At 58.7% G+C, this 19,225-nt stretch carries 19 protein-coding genes and 1 pseudogene; 14 read left to right on the top strand and 6 right to left on the bottom strand.

What is annotated here, in order from left to right; all coding sequences use genetic code 11:
• The first annotated feature begins 1 nt into the window (after position 1).
• The 3 genes and pseudogenes from PSC72_RS08320 to PSC72_RS08315 form a co-directional block, all read left to right on the top strand.
• On the top strand, positions 2–1,252 hold the full coding sequence (locus PSC72_RS08320; protein ID WP_274325415.1) for a P-loop NTPase: 1,251 nt from the start codon (positions 2–4) through the stop codon (positions 1,250–1,252).
• A 402-nt stretch (positions 1,253–1,654) separates the two neighbouring features.
• The gene (locus PSC72_RS25720; RefSeq protein ID WP_456071268.1) at positions 1,655–2,455 is read left to right on the top strand and encodes a DUF7351 domain-containing protein; all 801 of its coding nucleotides are present in this window, start codon (positions 1,655–1,657) and stop codon (positions 2,453–2,455) included.
• 308 nt (positions 2,456–2,763) lie between these two features.
• Positions 2,764–3,078 (top strand): annotated as a pseudogene (locus PSC72_RS08315) (ATP-binding cassette domain-containing protein); the annotation flags it as partial.
• A gap of 139 nt (positions 3,079–3,217) precedes the next feature.
• On the opposite strand, the gene PSC72_RS08310 reads toward PSC72_RS08315, so the two are convergent.
• Positions 3,218–3,775: a helix-turn-helix domain-containing protein gene (locus PSC72_RS08310; RefSeq protein WP_274325414.1), complete on the bottom strand. Its 558-nt coding sequence runs from the start codon at positions 3,773–3,775 to the stop codon at positions 3,218–3,220.
• A 400-nt stretch (positions 3,776–4,175) separates the two neighbouring features.
• Between PSC72_RS08310 and PSC72_RS08305 the strand changes: the two genes are divergently transcribed.
• From PSC72_RS08305 to PSC72_RS08290, 4 genes are all read left to right on the top strand, one after another.
• Complete coding sequence (locus PSC72_RS08305) at positions 4,176–5,240, top strand: DUF2249 domain-containing protein (RefSeq protein WP_382261475.1); 1,065 nt, start codon at positions 4,176–4,178, stop codon at positions 5,238–5,240.
• Positions 5,241–5,242: 2 nt separating this feature from the next.
• Positions 5,243–5,548: a hypothetical protein gene (locus tag PSC72_RS08300; protein WP_274325412.1), complete on the top strand. Its 306-nt coding sequence runs from the start codon at positions 5,243–5,245 to the stop codon at positions 5,546–5,548.
• A gap of 24 nt (positions 5,549–5,572) precedes the next feature.
• Positions 5,573–6,295, top strand: coding sequence for an iron-sulfur cluster repair di-iron protein (gene ric, locus PSC72_RS08295; RefSeq protein ID WP_274325411.1), 723 nt, complete (start codon positions 5,573–5,575; stop codon positions 6,293–6,295).
• Between the two features lie 117 nt (positions 6,296–6,412).
• Positions 6,413–7,243 (top strand): phosphosulfolactate synthase, encoded by an 831-nt coding sequence (locus PSC72_RS08290; RefSeq protein WP_274325410.1) that lies wholly within the window; start codon positions 6,413–6,415, stop codon positions 7,241–7,243.
• Positions 7,244–7,687: 444 nt separating this feature from the next.
• Here the strand turns inward: PSC72_RS08290 and PSC72_RS08285 are convergent, their stop codons facing one another.
• The gene (locus tag PSC72_RS08285) at positions 7,688–8,680 is read right to left on the bottom strand and encodes a transcription initiation factor IIB (RefSeq protein ID WP_274325409.1); all 993 of its coding nucleotides are present in this window, start codon (positions 8,678–8,680) and stop codon (positions 7,688–7,690) included.
• A gap of 329 nt (positions 8,681–9,009) precedes the next feature.
• Between PSC72_RS08285 and sufB the strand changes: the two genes are divergently transcribed.
• From sufB to PSC72_RS08270, 3 genes are read left to right on the top strand one after another with little or no spacing between them, the layout of a single operon-like run.
• The gene (gene sufB / locus PSC72_RS08280) at positions 9,010–10,440 is read left to right on the top strand and encodes a Fe-S cluster assembly protein SufB (protein ID WP_274325408.1); all 1,431 of its coding nucleotides are present in this window, start codon (positions 9,010–9,012) and stop codon (positions 10,438–10,440) included.
• A 46-nt stretch (positions 10,441–10,486) separates the two neighbouring features.
• Positions 10,487–10,816: a 4Fe-4S dicluster domain-containing protein gene (locus tag PSC72_RS08275; RefSeq protein WP_274325407.1), complete on the top strand. Its 330-nt coding sequence runs from the start codon at positions 10,487–10,489 to the stop codon at positions 10,814–10,816.
• 24 nt (positions 10,817–10,840) lie between these two features.
• Complete coding sequence (locus tag PSC72_RS08270; RefSeq protein ID WP_274325406.1) at positions 10,841–11,230, top strand: hypothetical protein; 390 nt, start codon at positions 10,841–10,843, stop codon at positions 11,228–11,230.
• 236 nt (positions 11,231–11,466) lie between these two features.
• Here the strand turns inward: PSC72_RS08270 and PSC72_RS08265 are convergent, their stop codons facing one another.
• Positions 11,467–11,730, bottom strand: a complete 264-nt coding sequence (locus tag PSC72_RS08265; RefSeq protein ID WP_274325405.1) for a DUF2249 domain-containing protein — start codon at positions 11,728–11,730, stop codon at positions 11,467–11,469.
• A 191-nt stretch (positions 11,731–11,921) separates the two neighbouring features.
• Between PSC72_RS08265 and PSC72_RS08260 the strand changes: the two genes are divergently transcribed.
• Together PSC72_RS08260 and PSC72_RS08255 are read left to right on the top strand one after the other, a co-directional pair.
• Positions 11,922–12,401 (top strand): hypothetical protein, encoded by a 480-nt coding sequence (locus PSC72_RS08260; protein WP_274325404.1) that lies wholly within the window; start codon positions 11,922–11,924, stop codon positions 12,399–12,401.
• A gap of 179 nt (positions 12,402–12,580) precedes the next feature.
• Positions 12,581–12,835 (top strand): hypothetical protein, encoded by a 255-nt coding sequence (locus PSC72_RS08255; protein ID WP_274325403.1) that lies wholly within the window; start codon positions 12,581–12,583, stop codon positions 12,833–12,835.
• Between the two features lie 865 nt (positions 12,836–13,700).
• On the opposite strand, the gene PSC72_RS08250 is transcribed toward PSC72_RS08255, so the two are convergent.
• The 3 genes from PSC72_RS08250 to PSC72_RS08240 form a co-directional block, all read right to left on the bottom strand.
• Positions 13,701–14,054 (bottom strand): DUF7344 domain-containing protein, encoded by a 354-nt coding sequence (locus PSC72_RS08250; protein ID WP_274325402.1) that lies wholly within the window; start codon positions 14,052–14,054, stop codon positions 13,701–13,703.
• A gap of 624 nt (positions 14,055–14,678) precedes the next feature.
• Positions 14,679–15,710 carry a hypothetical protein gene (locus PSC72_RS08245; protein WP_274325401.1) on the bottom strand — a complete coding sequence of 344 codons (1,032 nt, stop codon included), beginning with the start codon at positions 15,708–15,710 and terminating at the stop codon, positions 14,679–14,681.
• A 57-nt stretch (positions 15,711–15,767) separates the two neighbouring features.
• Positions 15,768–16,835 (bottom strand): hypothetical protein, encoded by a 1,068-nt coding sequence (locus PSC72_RS08240; RefSeq protein WP_274325400.1) that lies wholly within the window; start codon positions 16,833–16,835, stop codon positions 15,768–15,770.
• 300 nt (positions 16,836–17,135) lie between these two features.
• Here PSC72_RS08240 and PSC72_RS08235 point away from each other — a divergent pair, with 300 nt between their 5' ends.
• Both PSC72_RS08235 and PSC72_RS08230 read left to right on the top strand, forming a co-directional pair.
• Positions 17,136–17,855, top strand: a complete 720-nt coding sequence (locus PSC72_RS08235) for a DUF2270 domain-containing protein (protein WP_274325399.1) — start codon at positions 17,136–17,138, stop codon at positions 17,853–17,855.
• Positions 17,856–18,177: 322 nt separating this feature from the next.
• A complete protein-coding gene (locus PSC72_RS08230) occupies positions 18,178–19,176 on the top strand; it encodes a transposase (protein WP_274324770.1) in 999 nt (332 codons plus the stop codon).
• The last annotated feature ends 49 nt before the right edge of the window (positions 19,177–19,225 follow it).

The raw sequence follows: 19,225 nt of genomic DNA, 5'->3' as shown, positions 1-19,225 counted from the left end.
CATGAGCGAATCCAAACCCCACCTACGAGACGATGTGGAAGCGAGCCTCCGGGCGGTCGAAGACTCCCGGAGCGGGATGAACGTCTTCGAGGCCGGTCTCGTCGCTGACATCACTGTCGACGGCGATTCAGTCACTGTCGAGGCCGACTTGGCACAGTTCGACCCACGGACCACCACCGAAGTGATGGAGACAATGCTGCGGGCGGTCCGGAGCGTCGATGGCGTCGAGTCCGCACACGTCGAGCCCGCGCAGGTCGACACTGGCGACCGGGTATCGATCGCGGAGATCGACACCGTGGTCGCCGTCGCCTCAACGAAGGGCGGCGTGGGCAAGTCGACGGTCGCCACGCAATTGGCTTGCGCCTTCGCTGCCGACCGCGATACCGCGCTCTTCGACGCCGACATCTTCGGCCCGAACGCGCCCTCGCTGCTCGACGTGGCGGGACCGATCATGTCAGACGAGAATGATAACCCTATCCCAGCCACTGTCGACGACATGGAGGTGATGAGCGTCGGATTGATGACCGAGGGGGGGCCGCTGGCCTGGCGCGGCGCGATGGCTCACGATGCCCTCTCTGACCTGTTCGCCGACACCGCGTGGGACGACCCCGACACACTCGTCATCGACCTGCCGCCCGGGACCAGTGACGTCCTCCTGACGACGCTGCAAGAGGTACCCGTCGACGGCGTGGTCTTCGTCACGACGCCGTTCCACACCAGCGTCGAGGACACCCGGCGGAGCCGCCGCCTCTTCGAGGAGAACGGCGTTCCCGTCCTCGGTTGCGTCGTGAATATGGAGCGGTTCGTCTGCGAGGACTGTGGCCACCCCCATGACATGTTTCCCGACCGCTCGCTGGCCGACGACCTCGAGATGCCAGTGCTAGCGCGCCTCCCGTTCTCGACCGATCTGCAGATGAAACCGGAACCAGGCACGGCGCCCGAGGCCTTCCGGTCGGTCGCCGACGCCGTCGACGACCGCCTCGATACCGCGGATCGTCTCGAACTGCCCGAGGACCCGCTCGACATCCGCGGGCTCGAGGCGCAAGAACGCGTCGACCGCGTGCGAACGGCGTTCGACTCCCTCGAACCCAGTGAGCCACTCTATCTCGTCAGCGACCGCGATCCGACTCCAGTTGGTGACTTTCTGATCGACTTGGTGGATGCCGATGGGGATCCGAGTGACGTACTCTCTGAATACGAGGTGGAACGCAGAGGCCTCGAGAAGTGGGCGCTCAAGGCAACTCTGCCGTAGTCTTCTCTCTCCGCTACTGCTATTCTTTGAGAGACGCCTGTGAGTATTCGAACTGCCGGATCGACTTAGTCGGTGTCGCCATCGAAAGTATCGTTTGCCACAGTATCGTGAAGGCTCGTTGCGGTGCGAACTTATACGGTAACATGACCCATGACCTCTCGGACGGACGGTACCAACGCGGGAAGAACGGTTGCTTGACAGAGTTCGAAATAGCTCGGTGTGCTACCAGTACTGACCTTAATCGTCTTCGTCCTGATCACCACCGGTTCGAACGTCTGAAGCAGTACTACTCGATGGAATACGGTGGATGAGTGACCGACGTTTCTGTGCCGGTGAGCAGCCTGTGGCACGGCGGCTCATCGATAGATTCAGGGATGAGATACATATCGCTGTCACTCGGAGGTGCAGTTCAAATGGTCGAGGCCGATCAAAGTAGCCGCATCTCGGAGGCAGCGGTGGAGGGCATTGCGGCACTCGGAAACCCCCCAGCGACTCCAGATACTGTTCGTACTCGCGGAAACGGAGCGGGACCAGCAACGGCATCGCCACCCGCTTCCGTTCAGTGAGTTGCACGATGCAGTGGACATCGATAGCTCTTCCCAGTTCCCGTATCACCTCGACCAGCTCATCGGTCAGTTCGTCAGCCAGACACCCGATGGATACTGTCTTACCTATAGCGGGCGGAAACTGATTCGAAGCATCCTCTCCGGCGTCTACGAGAGCGCCTCGAAGTTCGATGAGCGATGCGTCGATGGTACCTGTCTGTACTGTGGCGAAGCACCACTCCGTGCGACGCTCGATCGGGAGGAGTTCATGATTCAGTGCGAATCGTGTGGTGCAACGCTCCTCACTGATTCGTTCCCGCAGAGTCAGTTGCGAAATCGCACGCCGAGAGAGATCGTCGAGAGTTTCGGCTATCGCATCTGGAGTTCGTACATGCATCTCCGGGAGTCAATCTGCCCGGAGTGTTACGGTCGCGCCGAAATAGTCATTGTGTCACACGCTCTCGGGGAGCAGACTCGATATACATATCGCTGTTTATGTTCGAACTGCGGTTTTACCGTCCATTTGCCGGTCGAAGTCGCAGTCGCGTTCCATCCAGCGACAGTCGGTCTCTTCTGGAATCACGAAGTGTCACTGTTTGATGTCCCCCCTCTGGGAACTGTTCGAATACATCGCGGCAGACGTCTTCGTCACCGATAGCGCACCAGATCGGCCCGCTAAACTTGTCTGCTCGGTATCCTTTGCTGGGGAATCTCTCGATTTTGGGATCGACGAGTCGCTACAGGTTTCCTTACTTGAGCAACCGCCCGAGTAGCTACTCACCTGCCGGTGAACACCACTGGCGCTTCTCAACCAGCAGCAACTCGGTATCGATTGCTCAAATAAATTTGAGTTACATCGCTGTTAAATGTAATTAAAATAACGGTACTTATCCCGGACTGGGGCTTCTGTGTGGAGTATGGATTTTGAGCGACCGGTTTGCGGGGATGCGCCAAGGAGAGGCGAGAATGTCCGCGATTGAGATCGACGGGCTGACGAAGCGATTCGGGGGCATCGTCGCCGTCGACGGCCTCGATCTGACAGTCGAGGAGGGAGAGATCTTTGGTTTTCTCGGGCCGAACGGCGCCGGGAAATCGAAGACGATCGACACCCTGCTCGATTTCATTCGACCGACTGCGGGCTCCGTCACCGTTCTTGGTCACGACGCACAGCGAGACGGCGAGGCTGTCCGACGACGAACTGGCGTTCTCCCCGACGCCTATCACGTGTACGACCAACTTACCGGTCGGCAGCACGTCGAGTTCGCCATCGAGATGGACGGGAATCAGACGCTCTCAGACAAGGAGATACGAGAGAAGTACGTCCGGTTGACTTGTATCGGACGCCCGGCAAGCGATTATATCCGGTTAGTATACAACGCGAAACACCTCGATTATCTTCAAGACAGGATCATGTGAACAGTTAATCGGACGTGACAGTGACCCCGGAAGGGATATCTCGGTCGCCACTTCTGTTTTCTTTTAGCACTTGCTCCTCCGCGCGGTGGAGGATCTCGCTACAGGTCGACTTCGCCATGTCCAGTTCTTCGGCGAGGTCGACGAGCGTCGTCCGCCGCGGCGTGTCGTAGTACCCGCGGTCGATAGCCTCGTCGAGCAACCACTGCTGGCGCTCAGTCAGGAGCGGCGAATCCGAGTCCGGTTCCTGCTGGATCCGTTCGACGGTGTACTGGATACCGAACTGGTCGAGGGTTTCCCCGAGATCCGAGAGCGTCTGCTGGGGAACCGTCACTTCGAGTGCCATTTCGCCGTCTTTGACCTCGAAGGGCATCTCCAGGGGAACGCCAGCGTCCTGTAGGGAGGTTAGCAACAGGGGGACGGTCGTTTCGACCTGGACCTGACACGTCCTGGAGCCGGATTCGAAGACCGTCAGATCGGTTACCGAGTCGTACGTCTCGAACTCGTCGCAGACGGCTTCGGGGTTTTCGCCGAGTATCTCGATTCGGGCGACACCGGTCGCCATGTTCGCAGTGGCTGCAAGCACGCGAAAGCGCGTGTTGGGATGAGAGCGGGACACCTCGCTGATCCAGACTGCATCCGGAATCGTAAGCGTGAGTTGTGCGTGGGGCATGGTGGTGTATCGTGAGTTGGTTGCTCGATCGTCCGCTCGACTGAACCGATCCGGTTTCCTTCGTACAATGTATTTTAGGGCGTCCTAAAAATATGTTGGCGTGAATATGTTCGAGTCGGGTTGAAGTAATACGTTCAAAAACTCAGCGATACCCTCGAAGTACGTTATCAGTGGACGTCGATGTCGAATCCGTCCGGTGGATCGTCGGGACTCGATCGACTGATGCTCAAGTGGGATCCCGAAGGGATTCGCCATGGAGATATTAGGTCGGGCGCGAGGACTAACACCAGAGATGGAAACGGATCTCGACCTACGGGACCACTCAGAAGACGAGTACCGTCAGATACTGTTCGATACGCTATCGGAGTCAGATACCGGGGATGACGTCGAAATCGTGGCAGACCACGATCTCGATCCCCACCTGGTCCGCTATCAGATCGAACGCGACCGGGACGTAGAGTGGACGTACGCGGATCCTGACGAGGTGCCGCGAGAACTCACGGTGTCCAAGGGCGAGTCGCTGGACGGTGACCTGGGGACGATCGACGTTCGCGACCTGAAGCCTCAGCGGCGACACGAGGCGCTGCTCGGTATCTTCGACGAACTCGGGGCCGACGAGGGGTTCGTACTGGTTAACGACCACGACCCCAAACCCCTGTATCACGAACTCAGGTCGATGCACGGCGAGGTGATCGACTGGGAGTACCACAGCCGCGGCGGCGACGGCTGGCGGGTCGAAGTCGTCAAGACGGCCGAGTCCGACGCCGACGACGAGGACATCGTTACCCGATACGACGTTCGCGACATCCCCAAGGAGGAGCGCCACCCGACGATCCACCATCGCTACGGGATGATCCCTGAGGGCGGGACACTGGAACTGATCGCACCCCACGAGCCGCGACCGCTCCGCGGGGAGTTCCGGGAACGGTACGGGAACGCCTTCTCCTGGGAGGTCGTCGAGAGCGAACCCGGTCGCTGTCGCGTCCAGATCACGAAGGAGGGAGACGGCGACGCCGGCGATTCCGAGGAAACGAGCGAAGCGGAAGCGGGCGACGAAGCGGTCGAGGTCATCGAAGAGCTGGACGTGCGCGACCTCCCGCCCGCACAGCGCCACGAACAGATCTTCGCCGCGTACGACGACCTGGAGGGCGGAACGGGGTTCGTGCTGGTCAACGACCACGATCCTAAACCGCTGTACCACCAGTTCGAAGCCGAGACGGGACCGGAGTTCCGATGGGAGTACCGACAGAAAGAGCCCGGGGAATTCAGGGTGCTGATCGGCAAGACGGAGGCGGCCGACAGCGAACTGGCTGGAAGACAGGAAACGGCCGGCGACGCGTCGGACGCGCCATTTTGACGATGGCTGACGCCGACAGAGCGAGCGAAGCAGATCCCGACTCGGGGACCGTCGCCGTCACGTTTCACCCCCAGGAGTGGGTCGACTCGCCGGGAGAGGACCACGACTGGGACCGACGACAGTTGATCCCCGCCCGCGAGCGGGACGAGGTCACGTTCCGTGTCCCGCGGACGGACGCCACCGACGATACGGGGAACCCGTACCCCGACGAGTCCTACGAGGCCAACCTGCTCGCAGACCACTCGTCGGCACCCGAGTGGGTCAACCAGTGGGACGGTCCGTACTACGTGATCGTCGCCGAGGACTGACTGACGACGAATCCAACACGAATCATGACCGACATCGACCCAGAACGCACACTTGCATCGCTCGTCAAGGAATCGCCCGCTTGCGCCCGCACGTTCGAATCACTGGGACTGGATTACTGCTGTGACGGCGACCAGACGCTGGCAACCGCCTGCGACCGGAACAACCTGGACATAGACGAAGTCCGCGACCGGCTCGCCGAGGCCCGAGACCGGAGCGACGGCGACGCCGCCGACTACGAGTGGGACGGCCTCGAGGACCTCGCCGACCACGTCGTCGAAGCACATCACGACTACCTCCGCGAGGAGCTTCCGAAACTCGAGGACATCGTCGAGACGGTCGCGAAGGTCCACGGCGAGAACCACCCCGAACTCCGCGACGTCGAGGCGGAGTACCGAGAGCTCGCGGCGGAGATGCGTGAGCACATCGACGAGGAAGAGGAGGAGCTGTTCCCCGTCGTCGGGAAGCTCGACCGCGGCGAACGGCTCTCGGCCGACGAGACCGAGCGACTGCGCGAGGAGATCCGAACCTTCGAGGAGGACCACGCTGCGACGGCGGCCCGTCTCGAGCGGATCGCGGAGCTGACCAACGGCTACGCCGTGCCCGATGACGCCTGCCCGAGCTACCGAAGCATGCTCGAGCGCCTCGACAACCTCGAACGCGACACCCACATGCACGTCCACAAGGAGAACAACATACTGTTCGAGCGTGCCGGCGAACGGCTGGCGACCGCGTCGGCCGAATCCTGATCGGGCGGAATATACGGGTGCGTCCGCTGTTTCCTCACTGATATACTCCTATTAAATTCGAACCATATCATATTCGGCCGTACTCGTGTCTTCGCTCGTCTCCTACGATCGGATGCCATGTCACGGAACGACCGCGCGTTCGACTTTCTCCACGTCAACGACCGCCCGGACAAGCCACGCGAAACGGGGATCACGGAGATCCGCGGTCCGTACTACGACCCGATGGGGCCCCGGGAACTGCGAGATATCCTGGAAACCATGGGCGAGTACGTGGACATCTACAAGTTCTCGGGCGGATCGTTCGCACTCATGCCCAAGGACGCGGTCCGGGAGCTGATCGAGGTCTGCCACGAGTACGACGTGGAGGTGTCGACCGGCGGGTTCGTCGAGAACGTCCTCGTCAGGGATAACGACCTCGTCGAGGAGTACGTCGTCGAGGCGGGCGAACTCGGGTTCGACGTTGTGGAGATCTCCTCCGGATTTCTCGCGGTCGACACCGACGATCTCGTCGAACTGACGGAACTGGTCGCCGACCACGGCCTCAAGCCGAAACCCGAGATCAACGTCCAATTCGGCGCGGGCGGGGCCTCCAGCGAGGAGGAACTGCTCTCGGAAGTCCAGCAGGACCCCCGTCTCGCCATCGAGGAGGGACGGAAACACCTCGATGCGGGGGCCTACAAGCTGATGGTCGAAGCCGAGGGGATAACCGAGAACGTCAGCGACTGGCGGACGGACGTGGTCTACGAGATCGCGACCGAACTCGGCATCGAGAACCTGGTGTTCGAGGCGCCCAGCCCCGAGGAGTTCGAGTGGTACGTCAAGAACTTCGGCCCGAACGTGAACCTGTTCGTCGACAACTCCCAGATCGTCGAGCTCGAGTGCCTGCGGTCGGGTTTCTGGGGGAAGTCAACCTCGTGGGGCCGGACCACGTCGTTCAGCCGCGACTGACCCGTCGTCGGGAATCAGCTCCGCTCGCTGTCGAATCGTCGAGGTCGGGTGTTTGACCGGGGCTTGGGCCGACTCGTCCGGGGAACTGTCCACTCTAAATTTACTTTTCGACTGGTTGGAGTCGTCTTTTGCGGCCGAATACATCTCCCGTGACGGAGGCGACTGTCCACGACCAGTATCAACCGTACGTTCTTAGATAGGGGGATCGTTAGTCGCCTTGGAGCAGTAGCTGGAGGTCACAGTGGGCACGGTGGCGCGTTCGCGCCACCCGACGAAGCACGATACTACTCAAGACCGTCGTCCCGAAGTGTAGTTGTAGCGGGTTTTCGCACCTGAACACGGTTGCCGTCACGGATCACCGCTCCGGTAAATGTTCCAATCTCCGCAGGGAGCTTTCGTGTCCACATGACGGGCAAAAGAGGACTGTTCTCTGGCTGGGTCTGTTCACCTGTCCGCCACTCCACCTGCCGCTTCGAGAATCTCCGGGTACCGGTTCCGGATCGTGACCTCGCTCACATCGGCGATCTCGGCGAGTTCGGGTTGCGTGACGTCCTGATTCGTGAGTTTAGCGGCCGCGTACAGCGCTGCTGCGGCGATCCCGACGGGGTTTCGCCCACTGTGAACGCCCGCCTCGACCGCGGCCTGGATCAGATCCCGACTCCGACGTTCTGTCTCGTCGGGACACCCCAGTTCGGAAGCGAACCGAGCGACGTAGGCTTCGGGATCTGTGGGGGCCATTTCCAGCTCCAACTCACCCGCCAGATAGCGATAGGCACGCTCGATCTCCAGTTTATCGACGCGACTCACGGTCGCAACTTCGTCGAGTGTTCGGGGTGCGTTTTCCAGGCGGGAGCCGGCATAGAGGGCCGCCGTTGCCATCCCCTCGATCGAACGTCCCCGGATCAGGTCCTTTTCGAGCGCTTGCCGGTACAACATACTCGTCGTCTCTCCGATCGGATCGGGACATCCGAGCGCGGAGACCATTCTGCTGATCTCCCCCAGCGCCTGCTTTAGATTCCGTTCTCGGTCATTCTTTGTCCGGAACCGCTCGTCCCACTTTCGGAGACGCCGCATTTTCTTTCGCTGACGGGACGAGAGCGACCGCCCATGCGCGTCTTCGTCTCGCCAGTCGATAACCGTCGACAGGCCACGGTCGTGTAGCTGCTGGGTCTGGGGAGCACCGACCCGTGATTTGTCGTTCTTTTCGCGCGAATCGAACGCACGCCACTCCGGACCATAGTCGATCTGGTCCGATTCGATCACGCGACCGCAGTCCTGACAGTGTGTTTCGGCCTGGGTCTCGTTATGGACGACGCGTCCACTGCACTCGGGACACGTTTCAACTGAGCGTTCATTCTGCTTCTCTTCGCCCGTTTCGTCGTGTTCCTCTGGATAGGTCTCTTCGCGAACCCCTGACGTCATAAATGACTCAGTCATGTTTGACTACCCCCGGTATGGGAGCGAGAGCGCCGCCGCCGGTGGGACAAGCGAACATCCCAGTCTCGACAACTCCGGAACGTCTCGTCCGAACTAATTTGGCCGACCCTGTGCGGAGGTCGATCATCAGATCGCTTTCCGGGCTGTCGACCAATGGACATTGATACCATACACCTCTTTTGGATCGGAGCGATAGTAAGTTTTTACACCGAAAAAATTAGTTACGAATACAAATAGTTATAACGGGGTATCCAGGGAATATTTCCACAGATAGCAATCAAAATTTGCTGTGAGCTAAACTTATGTGGTCAGGGTCTCAACGTGAATTCATGAGCTCAGACCAAGACCACCTACAAGAGACCGACACCGAGGCCCGCTTCGAGTTCAAGAAAGAGGAGAATTCGGCGTTCGAGACGGAGAAGGGACTGACCGAGGAGACGGTCCGGATCATCTCGGAGGACAAAGACGAGCCCGAGTGGATGCTCGAGCGACGTCTGCGCGCCCTGGAGCAGTTCCAGGAGATGCCGATGCCGACCGACTGGCCCGGCCAGCCCGACCTCTCGGAGGTCGAGATCGAGGAGATCGTTCCCTACATCCGCCCGGACATCGAGACCCGCGGCGGCGCCGAGGACTGGGAGGACCTCCCCGAGGAGATCCAGGACACCTTCGACAAACTGGGCATCCCGGAGGCCGAGAAGAACGCCCTCTCGGGCGTCGGCGCCCAGTACGAGTCCGAGATCGTCTACCAGAACATGCAGGAGCGCTGGGAGGAGAAAGGCGTCATCTTCTGCGACATGGACAAGGCCGTCCAGGAGCACGAGGAACTCGTCAAGGAGCACTTCATGACGAAGTGCGTCCCCCCGAGCGACAACAAGTTCGCCGCGCTGCACGGCGCGATCTGGTCCGGCGGTTCGTTCGTCTATATCCCGGAGGACACGACGGTCAACATGCCCGTCCAGGCGTACTTCCGGATGAACTCGGAAGGGATGGGCCAGTTCGAGCACACGCTCATCATCGCCGAGGAGAACTCCGAGGTCCACTACATCGAGGGCTGTTCCGCACCGAAGTACTCGGCGTTCAACCTCCACAGCGGGGGCGTCGAGGTCTTCGTCGGCGAGGACGCACACGTCCAGTACTCGACCGTCCAGAACTGGTCGAAGAACACGTACAACCTCAACACGAAGCGCGCCATCTGTGAGGCCGACGGGACCATGGAGTGGGTCTCCGGCTCGATGGGCTCGAAGGCGACGATGCTCTACCCGAGCACCATCCTCAAAGGCCCCGGCGCGACCGACAACCACATCACCATCGCCATGGCCGGTGAGGGCCAGGACATCGACACCGGCGCGAAGGTCTACCACAACGCGCCCGACACGAAGTCGACCATCGAGTCCAAGTCCATCGCCAAGGACGGCGGCCGCACCAACTACCGCGGCCTCGTCCACATGGCCGACGGCGCTGAGGGCGCCTCCACGTCCGTCGAGTGTGACGCGCTCATGTTCGACAACGAGTCCACGTCGGACACGATGCCGTACATGGAGATCCAGGAGAACGAGGTCGACGTGGCCCACGAGGCCACGGTTGGCAAGATCGGCGACGAGGACGTGTTCTACCTCCAGAGCCGCGGGCTCGACGACGACGACGCCAAGCAGATGATCGTCGCCGGCTTCATCGAGCCGATCACCGAGGAACTGCCCATCGAGTACGCGGTCGAGCTCAACCGCCTCATCGAACTGGAGATGGAGGGCTCGCTCGGGTAGCGTCCGGCTGGACTGACCACTAACCAACGTAACAGAGGACATATCAATGGCTATCGATCCGAACTTCGAGGAAAACCGTAACGTCGTCGAGCAACACGAGGGACACAACGTCTGGGGGCCGGTCGACGAGCCCGAGGAGCTGGGCATCCACGGTACACACGTGGCTGTCGACTTCGACATCTGCATCGCCGATGGGGCCTGTCTGGAGGACTGTCCCGTCGACGTGTTCGAGTGGACCGATACCCCTGACCACCCCGAAAGCGAAATTAAAGCTGACCCGACCCACGAGGATCAGTGCATCGACTGTATGCTCTGTGTCGATGTCTGCCCCGTCGATGCCATCGACGTTGACCCGGGACGAGCGGGGAGGCTCTGAACCCCCGGCAAACGAGTGTCGACGATGATCCTGACATTACAGTGTTACCGGTGTGGAACCGACTACGAGTACGTCGGCACCTCACCCCATCCAGGCCAGTGCCAGGCGTGTGGCTCACCCTGTGTCCCTCCGGCAGGTGGCCTCACAGTCCTCAACAGCGCTCACTGGGAGAGTGTAAATGGCCTCTCGAAGGTCTGGGTCTATGCCATCGACGAACGGGATCGCCCGTTCGAATTCGAGGTTGCTGCACAGGGGGACCACGGAAAGCTGGTGGCACTGAGAGTCGACGGAATCTCGGTCGATCCACACGTAGACGAGGCACTCGAAAACCTCCCCCCGGCAGTGAGGGCCGAACTTGATACCGCAGGTATCGAACGAGTGGCTGCGTATACACCCAGACAATCGAAGCGATGATTACCGAACGGGAGTCGCTGACGTGGGGGAGAACCGTATCAGACGCGTTCGTCACGGCGGATCGGACATCCCAGGAATTCACCGTCGAGTCGGACGACAGCCTCGCTCGTCGTCGTTCTCCACCGCTCTCATGAATACGATCCCTTCTCTCAGGAGGTCGGAGGGCACGCGTGACCTCGCTCAGTCACTGGCCCGAGCCTATTGCTGCCGGGGACTACTGTTCAGCCATAGGCGAGTCAATCCTTCCAGATGACGGTGACGACCGTATCGCCGTCTTCGAGCGTCTCGTAGTCGTACCCGCGGTCATCCAGCTTCGGATACAGGTGTTGTGGACGGCGGTCGTTCAACTGGATCAACACGATCGAATCATCGATCTCGGAGAGCTGTTCCAGCGTGTTCTTGATCGGCTGTGGCGGCGGGAGTTCGCGGGCGTCGATAGTCTCACACGGGCGGGTCTCTGGCGCGTCCGTCTGCGAGAGGTACGAGACGACGTTCTCCATATCCGTCCGTTCGTCCGCCACCGTATCAATCGTTCAGCCGAAGGTATTCCCGACAAGAAGGTTGATTCTTCGGGGAGTACAGTCGGTTGCGGAGGACGGGACCCAGTCGAAGTCGTGTGTCAAGCCATATTGACTCCGTTCGGCGGTTTCCGGCCCACTATCCCGTCCGTCCCCCGTACCCTTTCATTTCGATGTCCACCGAATCCCGACCCGACGGCGCGACCTACCTGATCGAAACCAGAGACGGCTCCGAAGAGCACGTCGTGTCCATGCTCGAGAAGTACTACGGCGACCTGCTTACCGATGTGGTCCGGAACCCGGCCGGCCGCGACGGTGTCTTGCTGGTTACGACAGGCTACGAGCTCCCACCGGACGCGTTTCGGCGGTACGTCGAGGTCGACGACGTCGTCCAGACCGACGCCGCGATACGGGACAGGGACCCCGAAAGTGTCGCCGATGGCTGTGGGGACGCGATCTCCGATCTCTCGGAGGGAACGACGGTCTCGCTCGTAGTGAACGATTCAGTGACGTCACCGGGCGATAGCGAAGTCCGGAGACAGTGCGAGGACGCGTTGCGTACTGCCGGACTGATCGTTGCCGAGGACAGTACCGCCAAAACCGAAATCCGGGTTGATGTCGTCGGTGACTGGGTAGGTATCAGCGTAAACTGATAGTAGGAGCGGATCCTCCCTGGGAATCCGGGCGAGTCACCGTATTGCGACATCGTCTATACTGGAACACGATGGCGGTCCCGACGAATACAGTGGGATACTAATATATCCGTACTCGAATTCATCTGGATCCATCGACGAGATACCGATATGGCGGAATCGGCATCACTGCCCGCAGGATGGAACTGCGTCGTCGAGCGAACGAATCACGACCCGTTCTGAACCGTGAGTACACGATCGTCACCTACGAACACGCAGATACCGGCCGGATAGTGTTTATCAATGTCGTTCAGGAACCTAACGGCTTCGGCGGATGGGGGTATCTCGTTCGAGTGGACGGCTACGACTACGGCGAATTGGGCTTGGTTGAGGACGTGGAATCCGCGAGAGAACTGGCCGTGGAGTTCATGGAAGAGTACGAGATACCGACGTAATCAACGCCGTGAAGTCGTGAATTCTCCTTTCACGGAAAAGCGAACGCGTCGGGAACTCGCGTTCGCACACTGACGAGCCCAGGGAGTGCTACGCCCCCAGTACTCCGAACCCGAAACTACACTGTCCAGTTCAATAGGGTGCCATAGAACAGTTCACAAGGCGATTGATTACAGGACTATTGGTAATGAAACAGCTGATAAGTAGGTTTGCGAACTGAGTGGAGGGTTAATTTCCAGTGATTGTGATGCTGAAGGTTTCAACAGCTGTTTTGGCGTCAGGGCCACGTTCAGCAAAAACTTTCACTCCATATGTGTATTCACCCGGCTCAGCGTGGTCACCTATCTGAATCGGGATTTCACCTGACACGGATCGGGGTGGCGACCAGACCCACCGAGGTGGATACGAATCCGAGGTTCTCGTCGGATTCGGCGACCAGTTCGCGTTTCGGAATCGGAACGCGATAAACTGCGGATCGGGGAGTTTGACCGTCAGTCCGGCAATATCGTTCGCTTCCACTGTCAGCCGTGATTCCTCGGCGAATGAGAGCGTCGGTTCGGCCCCCTCGATGGCTGGCGACCACGTATCTTCGTCGCCACTCCCCCCGGCAAAGCTCAGACAGCCAGTAACACCAGCCAGAATCCCGGAGCAACTCATTGTAAGAAATCGTCGCCGCTTCATGATATTTCAGTCATCTGTGGACCACAAAAGTAACCCGGACGATCAACTACCTAATTGAACGATTTCCAAGAGGTGTAGTATCTATCTCACCTGTACTGACCGATTGCAGGAAGATAATTTCAACGGGGAGAGACGGAATCAACCGCTCACTGTACCTGCGTACCGAACGGAAGAAGTGTGTCTCTGCTAACTGTCCGAGCGCCCAGCCAGTTCGAGGTAGGGCGTGAGCTGCTCAATGGCCTCTTGTGGGTTGACTGTCTCGCATGCTGGGTCGTACTGCACGACTCCAGCGTCGGCCATCTTCGGGAGGTGAACGTGGACGAGGCTGGTACAGACCCGCTCGTACTGTTCGCGGGTGTGTTCGCCCTCCCAGAGCGTGAGTTGGTCGGCGAGGTCACTGATCGGGACAGCACCAACTGTCTGTGTGAGATACTGCAACGCACGTTGACGGCGCTCGTTCGTGAGCAATTCGAAGATAGTCGTCGTAGATAGATCGGAGTCAGTACTTCCTGCAGTAGCAGTGTATCGCGTCTTTGACATTGTTATCCCCATACCTCGCCTACCCATCACCCGCTCCCTGTCAGCAGTGGCCTACTTCAGCGGTGTACGTTTGAATCTCAGTCGGTCCGTATATAAATCCTCGGTATTGGTAGTCCTACTTACATACTGAGTAGATACGCGGTGGAGTCGCTTACTCCATAGATACGTATCGGAATCTACTGAGACAGATCGCTACGGGGATCTGCCTATTCGTCGAGGAACGTAGACTCGTCTTGAGGGGTGTCGGCGTTGTCGGTCTTCTCGATGGTAATTCGCCAGTTGGGGACGACCGATGACGGAGGAGTTACCTCCCACGCGCCCTCGATAGCGACCCCCTCTGCGAACGACTCTAAGATGAGTGTTTCGAGGGCGGATTCGAAATCGTCTGTTGGCGTACCTGTAGGATTAGTATTTGGTCGAGAGGTCATGATCGGACTGCGCAACACGTGGGGGGAACGATCTCACCACGACACGGTCACTGAGTCTTATAGCTGGGAGGTGTATTTAACTCTCTCTATCAAATGGCGATTCGCTGCTACGGCTATAATCTGTATGTATCGGTTGGTCCCTCTCCATGAAAAACGAGGGAACGCTCTAGTGCTCGGTGTCCACATCTCACGGTCATTACTTGTCCGAATTCTGTGATTCCGTCGTGACCTGACCGCTGATTCGCTGCTGTTCGTCTTCCGGGATGAAAGGGCCGAACGCTGCCGTTCGCTGGGCAATGAGCGCAATACGTACAACGTACGCGAGAAGGACTGCAAGCGGTACGAGCGAGACTGCGATAGTCGCGCTGAGGAGAACAACAATGATCGGGCGTGCAATCGTGAGGCCGGAAATTTCTGGGGCGATAAAGATGGCCAGCCCGGCAACGATGACCGCCGGAAGTCCGGTGTACAGCATCATTCGAGACAGCTCTGCGAGTTCTCGCTGTATCCACAACGATTTGATATAATCGCGCGCGGCGTCGAGCCCCAAAAAGAGATCTTCTAATTCGTCGAGCGCCTCGATCGCGGGCTCCGAAAGCTCATTCTCGTACGTGGCATCGAGACGACGCGCCGTGTGGAGTTGCCACGAATCGTGATAATCAAGCAGGACGATTAGTGTATCGGTTAGCTCGAAACCGAGGTTTTCGAGATCGGCACTGATGTTGTCGGTCTGTTCGGTGAGTGTTTCGGTATAGTCTCTGATCTCCTCTTGCAGTTGTTCGTTGGTGGCTTTCTCACCCGCCGCTTCGAGCTCCCCCGCTCGGTTGTTGATGGCGTTTGAAAATTGTAGGAAAAATTCCGACGCCTGTGGTGAACTCACGGAGACGTTCGTGGTGTCCCCGATTTGCTGATGGACATCGAACGTTCCCTTCGTCCGGTCGTACAGATCATCGAGTGAGCCCAATTCTTGCGAGAGAACGATCTGATTGAGACCAACGGCGATGGCGATGAGCGTGAGGAGACCGCTCAGCGTCCCGCTGAGAAACCAGACAGCCCGGTCCGAGACGGATAGCGAAATGAATCCGGTGAACCCGAACAGAAGAAAAATGGCGAAAACCAACCCAGTGATAGCGGCGGTGATTCGGAATCGATCACCCGTAAGTAAAATCCACCGTATCAGACGATCGGTCGCCGAATCCACCGGTGAGATATTTTCTGATTCAGACACAGTGATCACTACAGGGCGTCATTGGAAATAATCGGGACACTGGACTCCCGTCTCTGATCATGTTTCCTCCTGTATTTCACTTGACTCCTCGTTGCGAATTTCTTCTAGTTGCTTAGTCTCCCGGAGGATGAACGGCCCAATCGAGAGCGTTCGCTTCATAACCGTGAGTACGCGAAGGAGGTAGGCGAGCAATACGGCGAACGGAATGAGCGTGAGTACGTAGAGGGCACTGACGACGAGGTAGGCAGTACTGACGCCGAACACTGTGCCAGTGATTTTCGCAGCGTCGAATTCGAGAATCATGTAGCCGGCGAGTGCGAGGGTCGGCATCGCCCCGTACAGCACTCCGCGTGAAATATTGATGATCTCCCACTGAACGTAGAGTGTCTTGAAGTATTCGCGGGCTGGCCCGAAGAATCGGAGCGCCTCAATCAGGTCGCCGAATGCATCGTCTGCCTCTTCCGGGAGCGACTCGGTGTACTTATCTCGGAGCGTCCGGGCAGCAAACACCTTCCACGGGTAGTTGTAATCCAATACGGGGAGCAACATCTGGAACGATCCGAACTCCGCGTTTTCCAGCTCGTCGTTGATTTTTTGACTGTGATCGATGAGACCAGCTGCGTATTCAGCAACTTCGTCGAACTGCTCCGAGTTGTCACTCTCGGAAACCGCATCGCTAAGCCCTCTTGCGTTCGTATCAACCGTCCCGATGAGTGTTCGGAGGAATCTGGATGGCTCGGCGGGACTCACACCGATGCCCGCGGCCTTCTCTACCGCTTCACGAAATTCGGTCTCGTTCGACATGCGCTCGTGCTGTTGACCGAGTGGGCCGATTTCCCCGGCGAGCACGAACTGTGAGATCGACAAGACGAGGGTAACACTCGTGACGGTGGCGATGACCATCGAGCCGAATAATGATCCTATCCCACTGGTCGTCACAAGTTTCTGTGGTGATGTCGGGCCGACCACGTGAACGAAGAGTAGGACGAGATACGTGATCAGAAGTATGATACCGGTGACGAGCCACCGATTCGCGCTAATGAGAAACCAGATCTTCACACGAGTCTCGCCGACCCGTTCACGCATCGTATCGGCTGGCCGTGAGATTGTCTCCGAGTCACTCATATTTCCAATTGTTATACTTCGATTCAGAAAATAAAGCGCCCGGCCCCCTATTTGTATTGCAGACATTATTGACTGGCTGGTCGTTCTATTGCTGTCGGTATCGCAATCGACGTATTCAGCACCGGGGTAGCTGGATGCTATAAGATGCCAGAGAACAGTTCCCAAGGTGATTGATTTCAAACTCTGGGGACGAACCTTCTGCTCAGTAGGTATGCGTACTGTTTGCTGTTCTCCAGTCTATGACACTCAGAGTACGCCGTCACCATACCTGCTTATGGAGCGAGGAGATGTCTCTCCGCTATGAGCGATTCGAATAGCGACGAGTTCGACCCAACAGCACCAGACCAACGGGAGATTGGCCGTGAAATGGTCGACGACAGTACGGGACTCGGTTCGGTGATGGCCCACGCCTATCGTGGAGAGATAGACCGAGTGGGAACGTGGCGCCAGCGCCTCGACCAGACGACGACGTGGGCGGTGACGCTGATGGCAGCAATCTTCACGTGGGCGTTTTCGAGTACCGATAACCCACACTATATCTTGCTGATCGGGGTCGTTGTCGTCACCATCTTTCTGAGCATCGAAGCACGGCGGTACCGGGACTACGACGTCTTTCGGTCTCGTGTTAGAGTTATCCAAGAGAACCTGTTCGCAAACGCCCTCGACCCGTCCGAGGGTGTCGAAAGTCACGACTGGCGAGCGGAACTGAGCAGGGACTATCGCAGGCCGACGCTGAAAGTCTCGGTATTCGAAGCACTTGCAAACCGGCTCCAAAGTGTGTACCTTGCTCTGCTCAGTGTCCTATTGGTCGCATGGGTATTCAGGATTACAGCGTTCGCGCCGCGCCAAGACTGGCTGACAACCGCTGGAATCGCCCGTGTCCCCGGGACCGCTGTGGTTGCCGTTGTGGGCGTGTTCTACGTCGCACTGCTGGGTATCACCTTCTGGCCCCACGAGCGCCATGCCAAGGGTGAATTCCGGGAAGGAGATACAGACGATTGGAAAGAGACAGACCAATAAATCCGATCTCTGTACTGGCCGATCCCTGCGCTACCTGTACTGAGTAGATACAACACTGGCTGCAGAACCGGACACATATTTCGGTCCAGTATTCCCTGGATGGCCTTCTCGGTGAGTTTACTTATCGATGGGATTCGATTTTGATGACGGGTTCCGTTCTTGTTCGCTCTGATAGTAACCGTCGTAGTATCCGCGTCGAACTGGAGAGTTGTGTATTAGTTGCCTCTGTTGACGGCTGACAAGGGTAGGTGGCTACTGGGAATCTACCACCGAGAGGGTGTCATAGAAAGCCTCACACACGAGGACGCAGGGTGTTGGAACTGTGTCTACGAGCGCCAGCACCCTGCAAGAAGAGGGTTCTATCGACGAGTTCTTCAATGTCGTGGCTACCGAGACGCTCGCGTTGTTCGAGCATCTTGAGTTCGACTTTTTCAGCGAGTTCGACGTGTTCGCCCCCGCTCGCCGGGGGCGAACACGAGACCACCACCCACCAGAACTCTTCCGAGCGTTCCTCCACTGCTACTACAAGGACATCTACGGCATTCGCCCGGTCACACGAGAACTCCAGAACACGGTCGTCTGGCTCAGCTGTGGCTTCGATCGACCGCCCTCAAGAGACGCGGTCGATCGCTTCCTCACCGACCTCGAACACGTCGTCGACGAAGTCTTCGACCACCTCGTCGAGCAGGCCGCCGCCCGCGGCCTGCTCGACATGACCTACCGAATCGATTCGACGGACGTGCGAGCGATGCCATCCGACCCAGATGCGCCGAAGAACTACGACCCAACCGCTGAGGAGTACTATTACGGCTACGGCTGTACGATCGTCTCAACCGGCGCAAAGATCCCGATTGCAGCCGAGTTCACCGAGAGCAAACAAGCCGCAGAAGAGACGGCGATGCGCGTCACCCGTGACGCGCTCGCCGTCGCCCAGCCGATCTGGATGCTCGGTGACAGCGCCTACGACACGCTCGACTGGCACGACCTCCTGCTGACCGCAGGAGTCGTGCCAATCGCCCCGTACAACCCGCGAAACACCGACGATCCGCTCAATATCAAGTACAGAGTCGAAGACCGCATCGAGAAACACAGTGACGAGATTCAGCTCAAACAGTCGATCCTAGACGAGACGTACAACCGCCGGAGTCAGGTCGAGCGAACGAACGATGCGGTCAAGGACTGCGGCCTCGGGACGCTACGCGCCCGAGGCCGCGTCCACGCCCGAGCGCAGGTGTTCCTTGCGCTCTGCGTTCGACTCGTCGTCGCCGTCACCAACTACGAACGAGGTGACAATCCGGGAAGCACCGTCATCACGGTATGAGATGGATTCTATGACACCCTCACCACCGAGATAATTGGTCGGGCGTACG

The sequence above is a fragment of the Halosimplex aquaticum genome, assembly GCF_028747785.1.
GTDB lineage: Archaea > Halobacteriota > Halobacteria > Halobacteriales > Haloarculaceae > Halosimplex > Halosimplex aquaticum.
Note: the sequence above shows the minus strand (reverse complement) of the source record. Positions and strands in the feature narration are given on the sequence as shown.

Bases quoted from the DNA above. Each gene is read 5' to 3' on its own strand.
- PSC72_RS08275 (WP_274325407.1), top strand. From the start codon at position 10,487: ATGGCTATCGATCCGAACTTCGAGGAAAACCGTAACGTCGTCGAGCAA.
- PSC72_RS08235 (WP_274325399.1), top strand. From the start codon at position 17,136: ATGAGCGATTCGAATAGCGACGAGTTCGACCCAACAGCACCAGACCAA.
- PSC72_RS08240 (WP_274325400.1), bottom strand. From the start codon at position 16,835: ATGAGTGACTCGGAGACAATCTCACGGCCAGCCGATACGATGCGTGAA.
- PSC72_RS08270 (WP_274325406.1), top strand. From the start codon at position 10,841: ATGATCCTGACATTACAGTGTTACCGGTGTGGAACCGACTACGAGTAC.
- PSC72_RS08320 (WP_274325415.1), top strand. From the start codon at position 2: ATGAGCGAATCCAAACCCCACCTACGAGACGATGTGGAAGCGAGCCTC.
- PSC72_RS08250 (WP_274325402.1), bottom strand. From the start codon at position 14,054: ATGTCAAAGACGCGATACACTGCTACTGCAGGAAGTACTGACTCCGAT.
- PSC72_RS08310 (WP_274325414.1), bottom strand. From the start codon at position 3,775: ATGGCGACCGGTGTCGCCCGAATCGAGATACTCGGCGAAAACCCCGAA.
- PSC72_RS08305 (WP_382261475.1), top strand. From the start codon at position 4,176: ATGGAAACGGATCTCGACCTACGGGACCACTCAGAAGACGAGTACCGT.
- PSC72_RS08285 (WP_274325409.1), bottom strand. From the start codon at position 8,680: ATGACTGAGTCATTTATGACGTCAGGGGTTCGCGAAGAGACCTATCCA.
- PSC72_RS08265 (WP_274325405.1), bottom strand. From the start codon at position 11,730: ATGGAGAACGTCGTCTCGTACCTCTCGCAGACGGACGCGCCAGAGACC.
- sufB (WP_274325408.1), top strand. From the start codon at position 9,010: ATGAGCTCAGACCAAGACCACCTACAAGAGACCGACACCGAGGCCCGC.
- PSC72_RS08290 (WP_274325410.1), top strand. From the start codon at position 6,413: ATGTCACGGAACGACCGCGCGTTCGACTTTCTCCACGTCAACGACCGC.
- ric (WP_274325411.1), top strand. From the start codon at position 5,573: ATGACCGACATCGACCCAGAACGCACACTTGCATCGCTCGTCAAGGAA.
- PSC72_RS08300 (WP_274325412.1), top strand. From the start codon at position 5,243: ATGGCTGACGCCGACAGAGCGAGCGAAGCAGATCCCGACTCGGGGACC.
- PSC72_RS08260 (WP_274325404.1), top strand. From the start codon at position 11,922: ATGTCCACCGAATCCCGACCCGACGGCGCGACCTACCTGATCGAAACC.
- PSC72_RS08255 (WP_274325403.1), top strand. From the start codon at position 12,581: ATGGAACTGCGTCGTCGAGCGAACGAATCACGACCCGTTCTGAACCGT.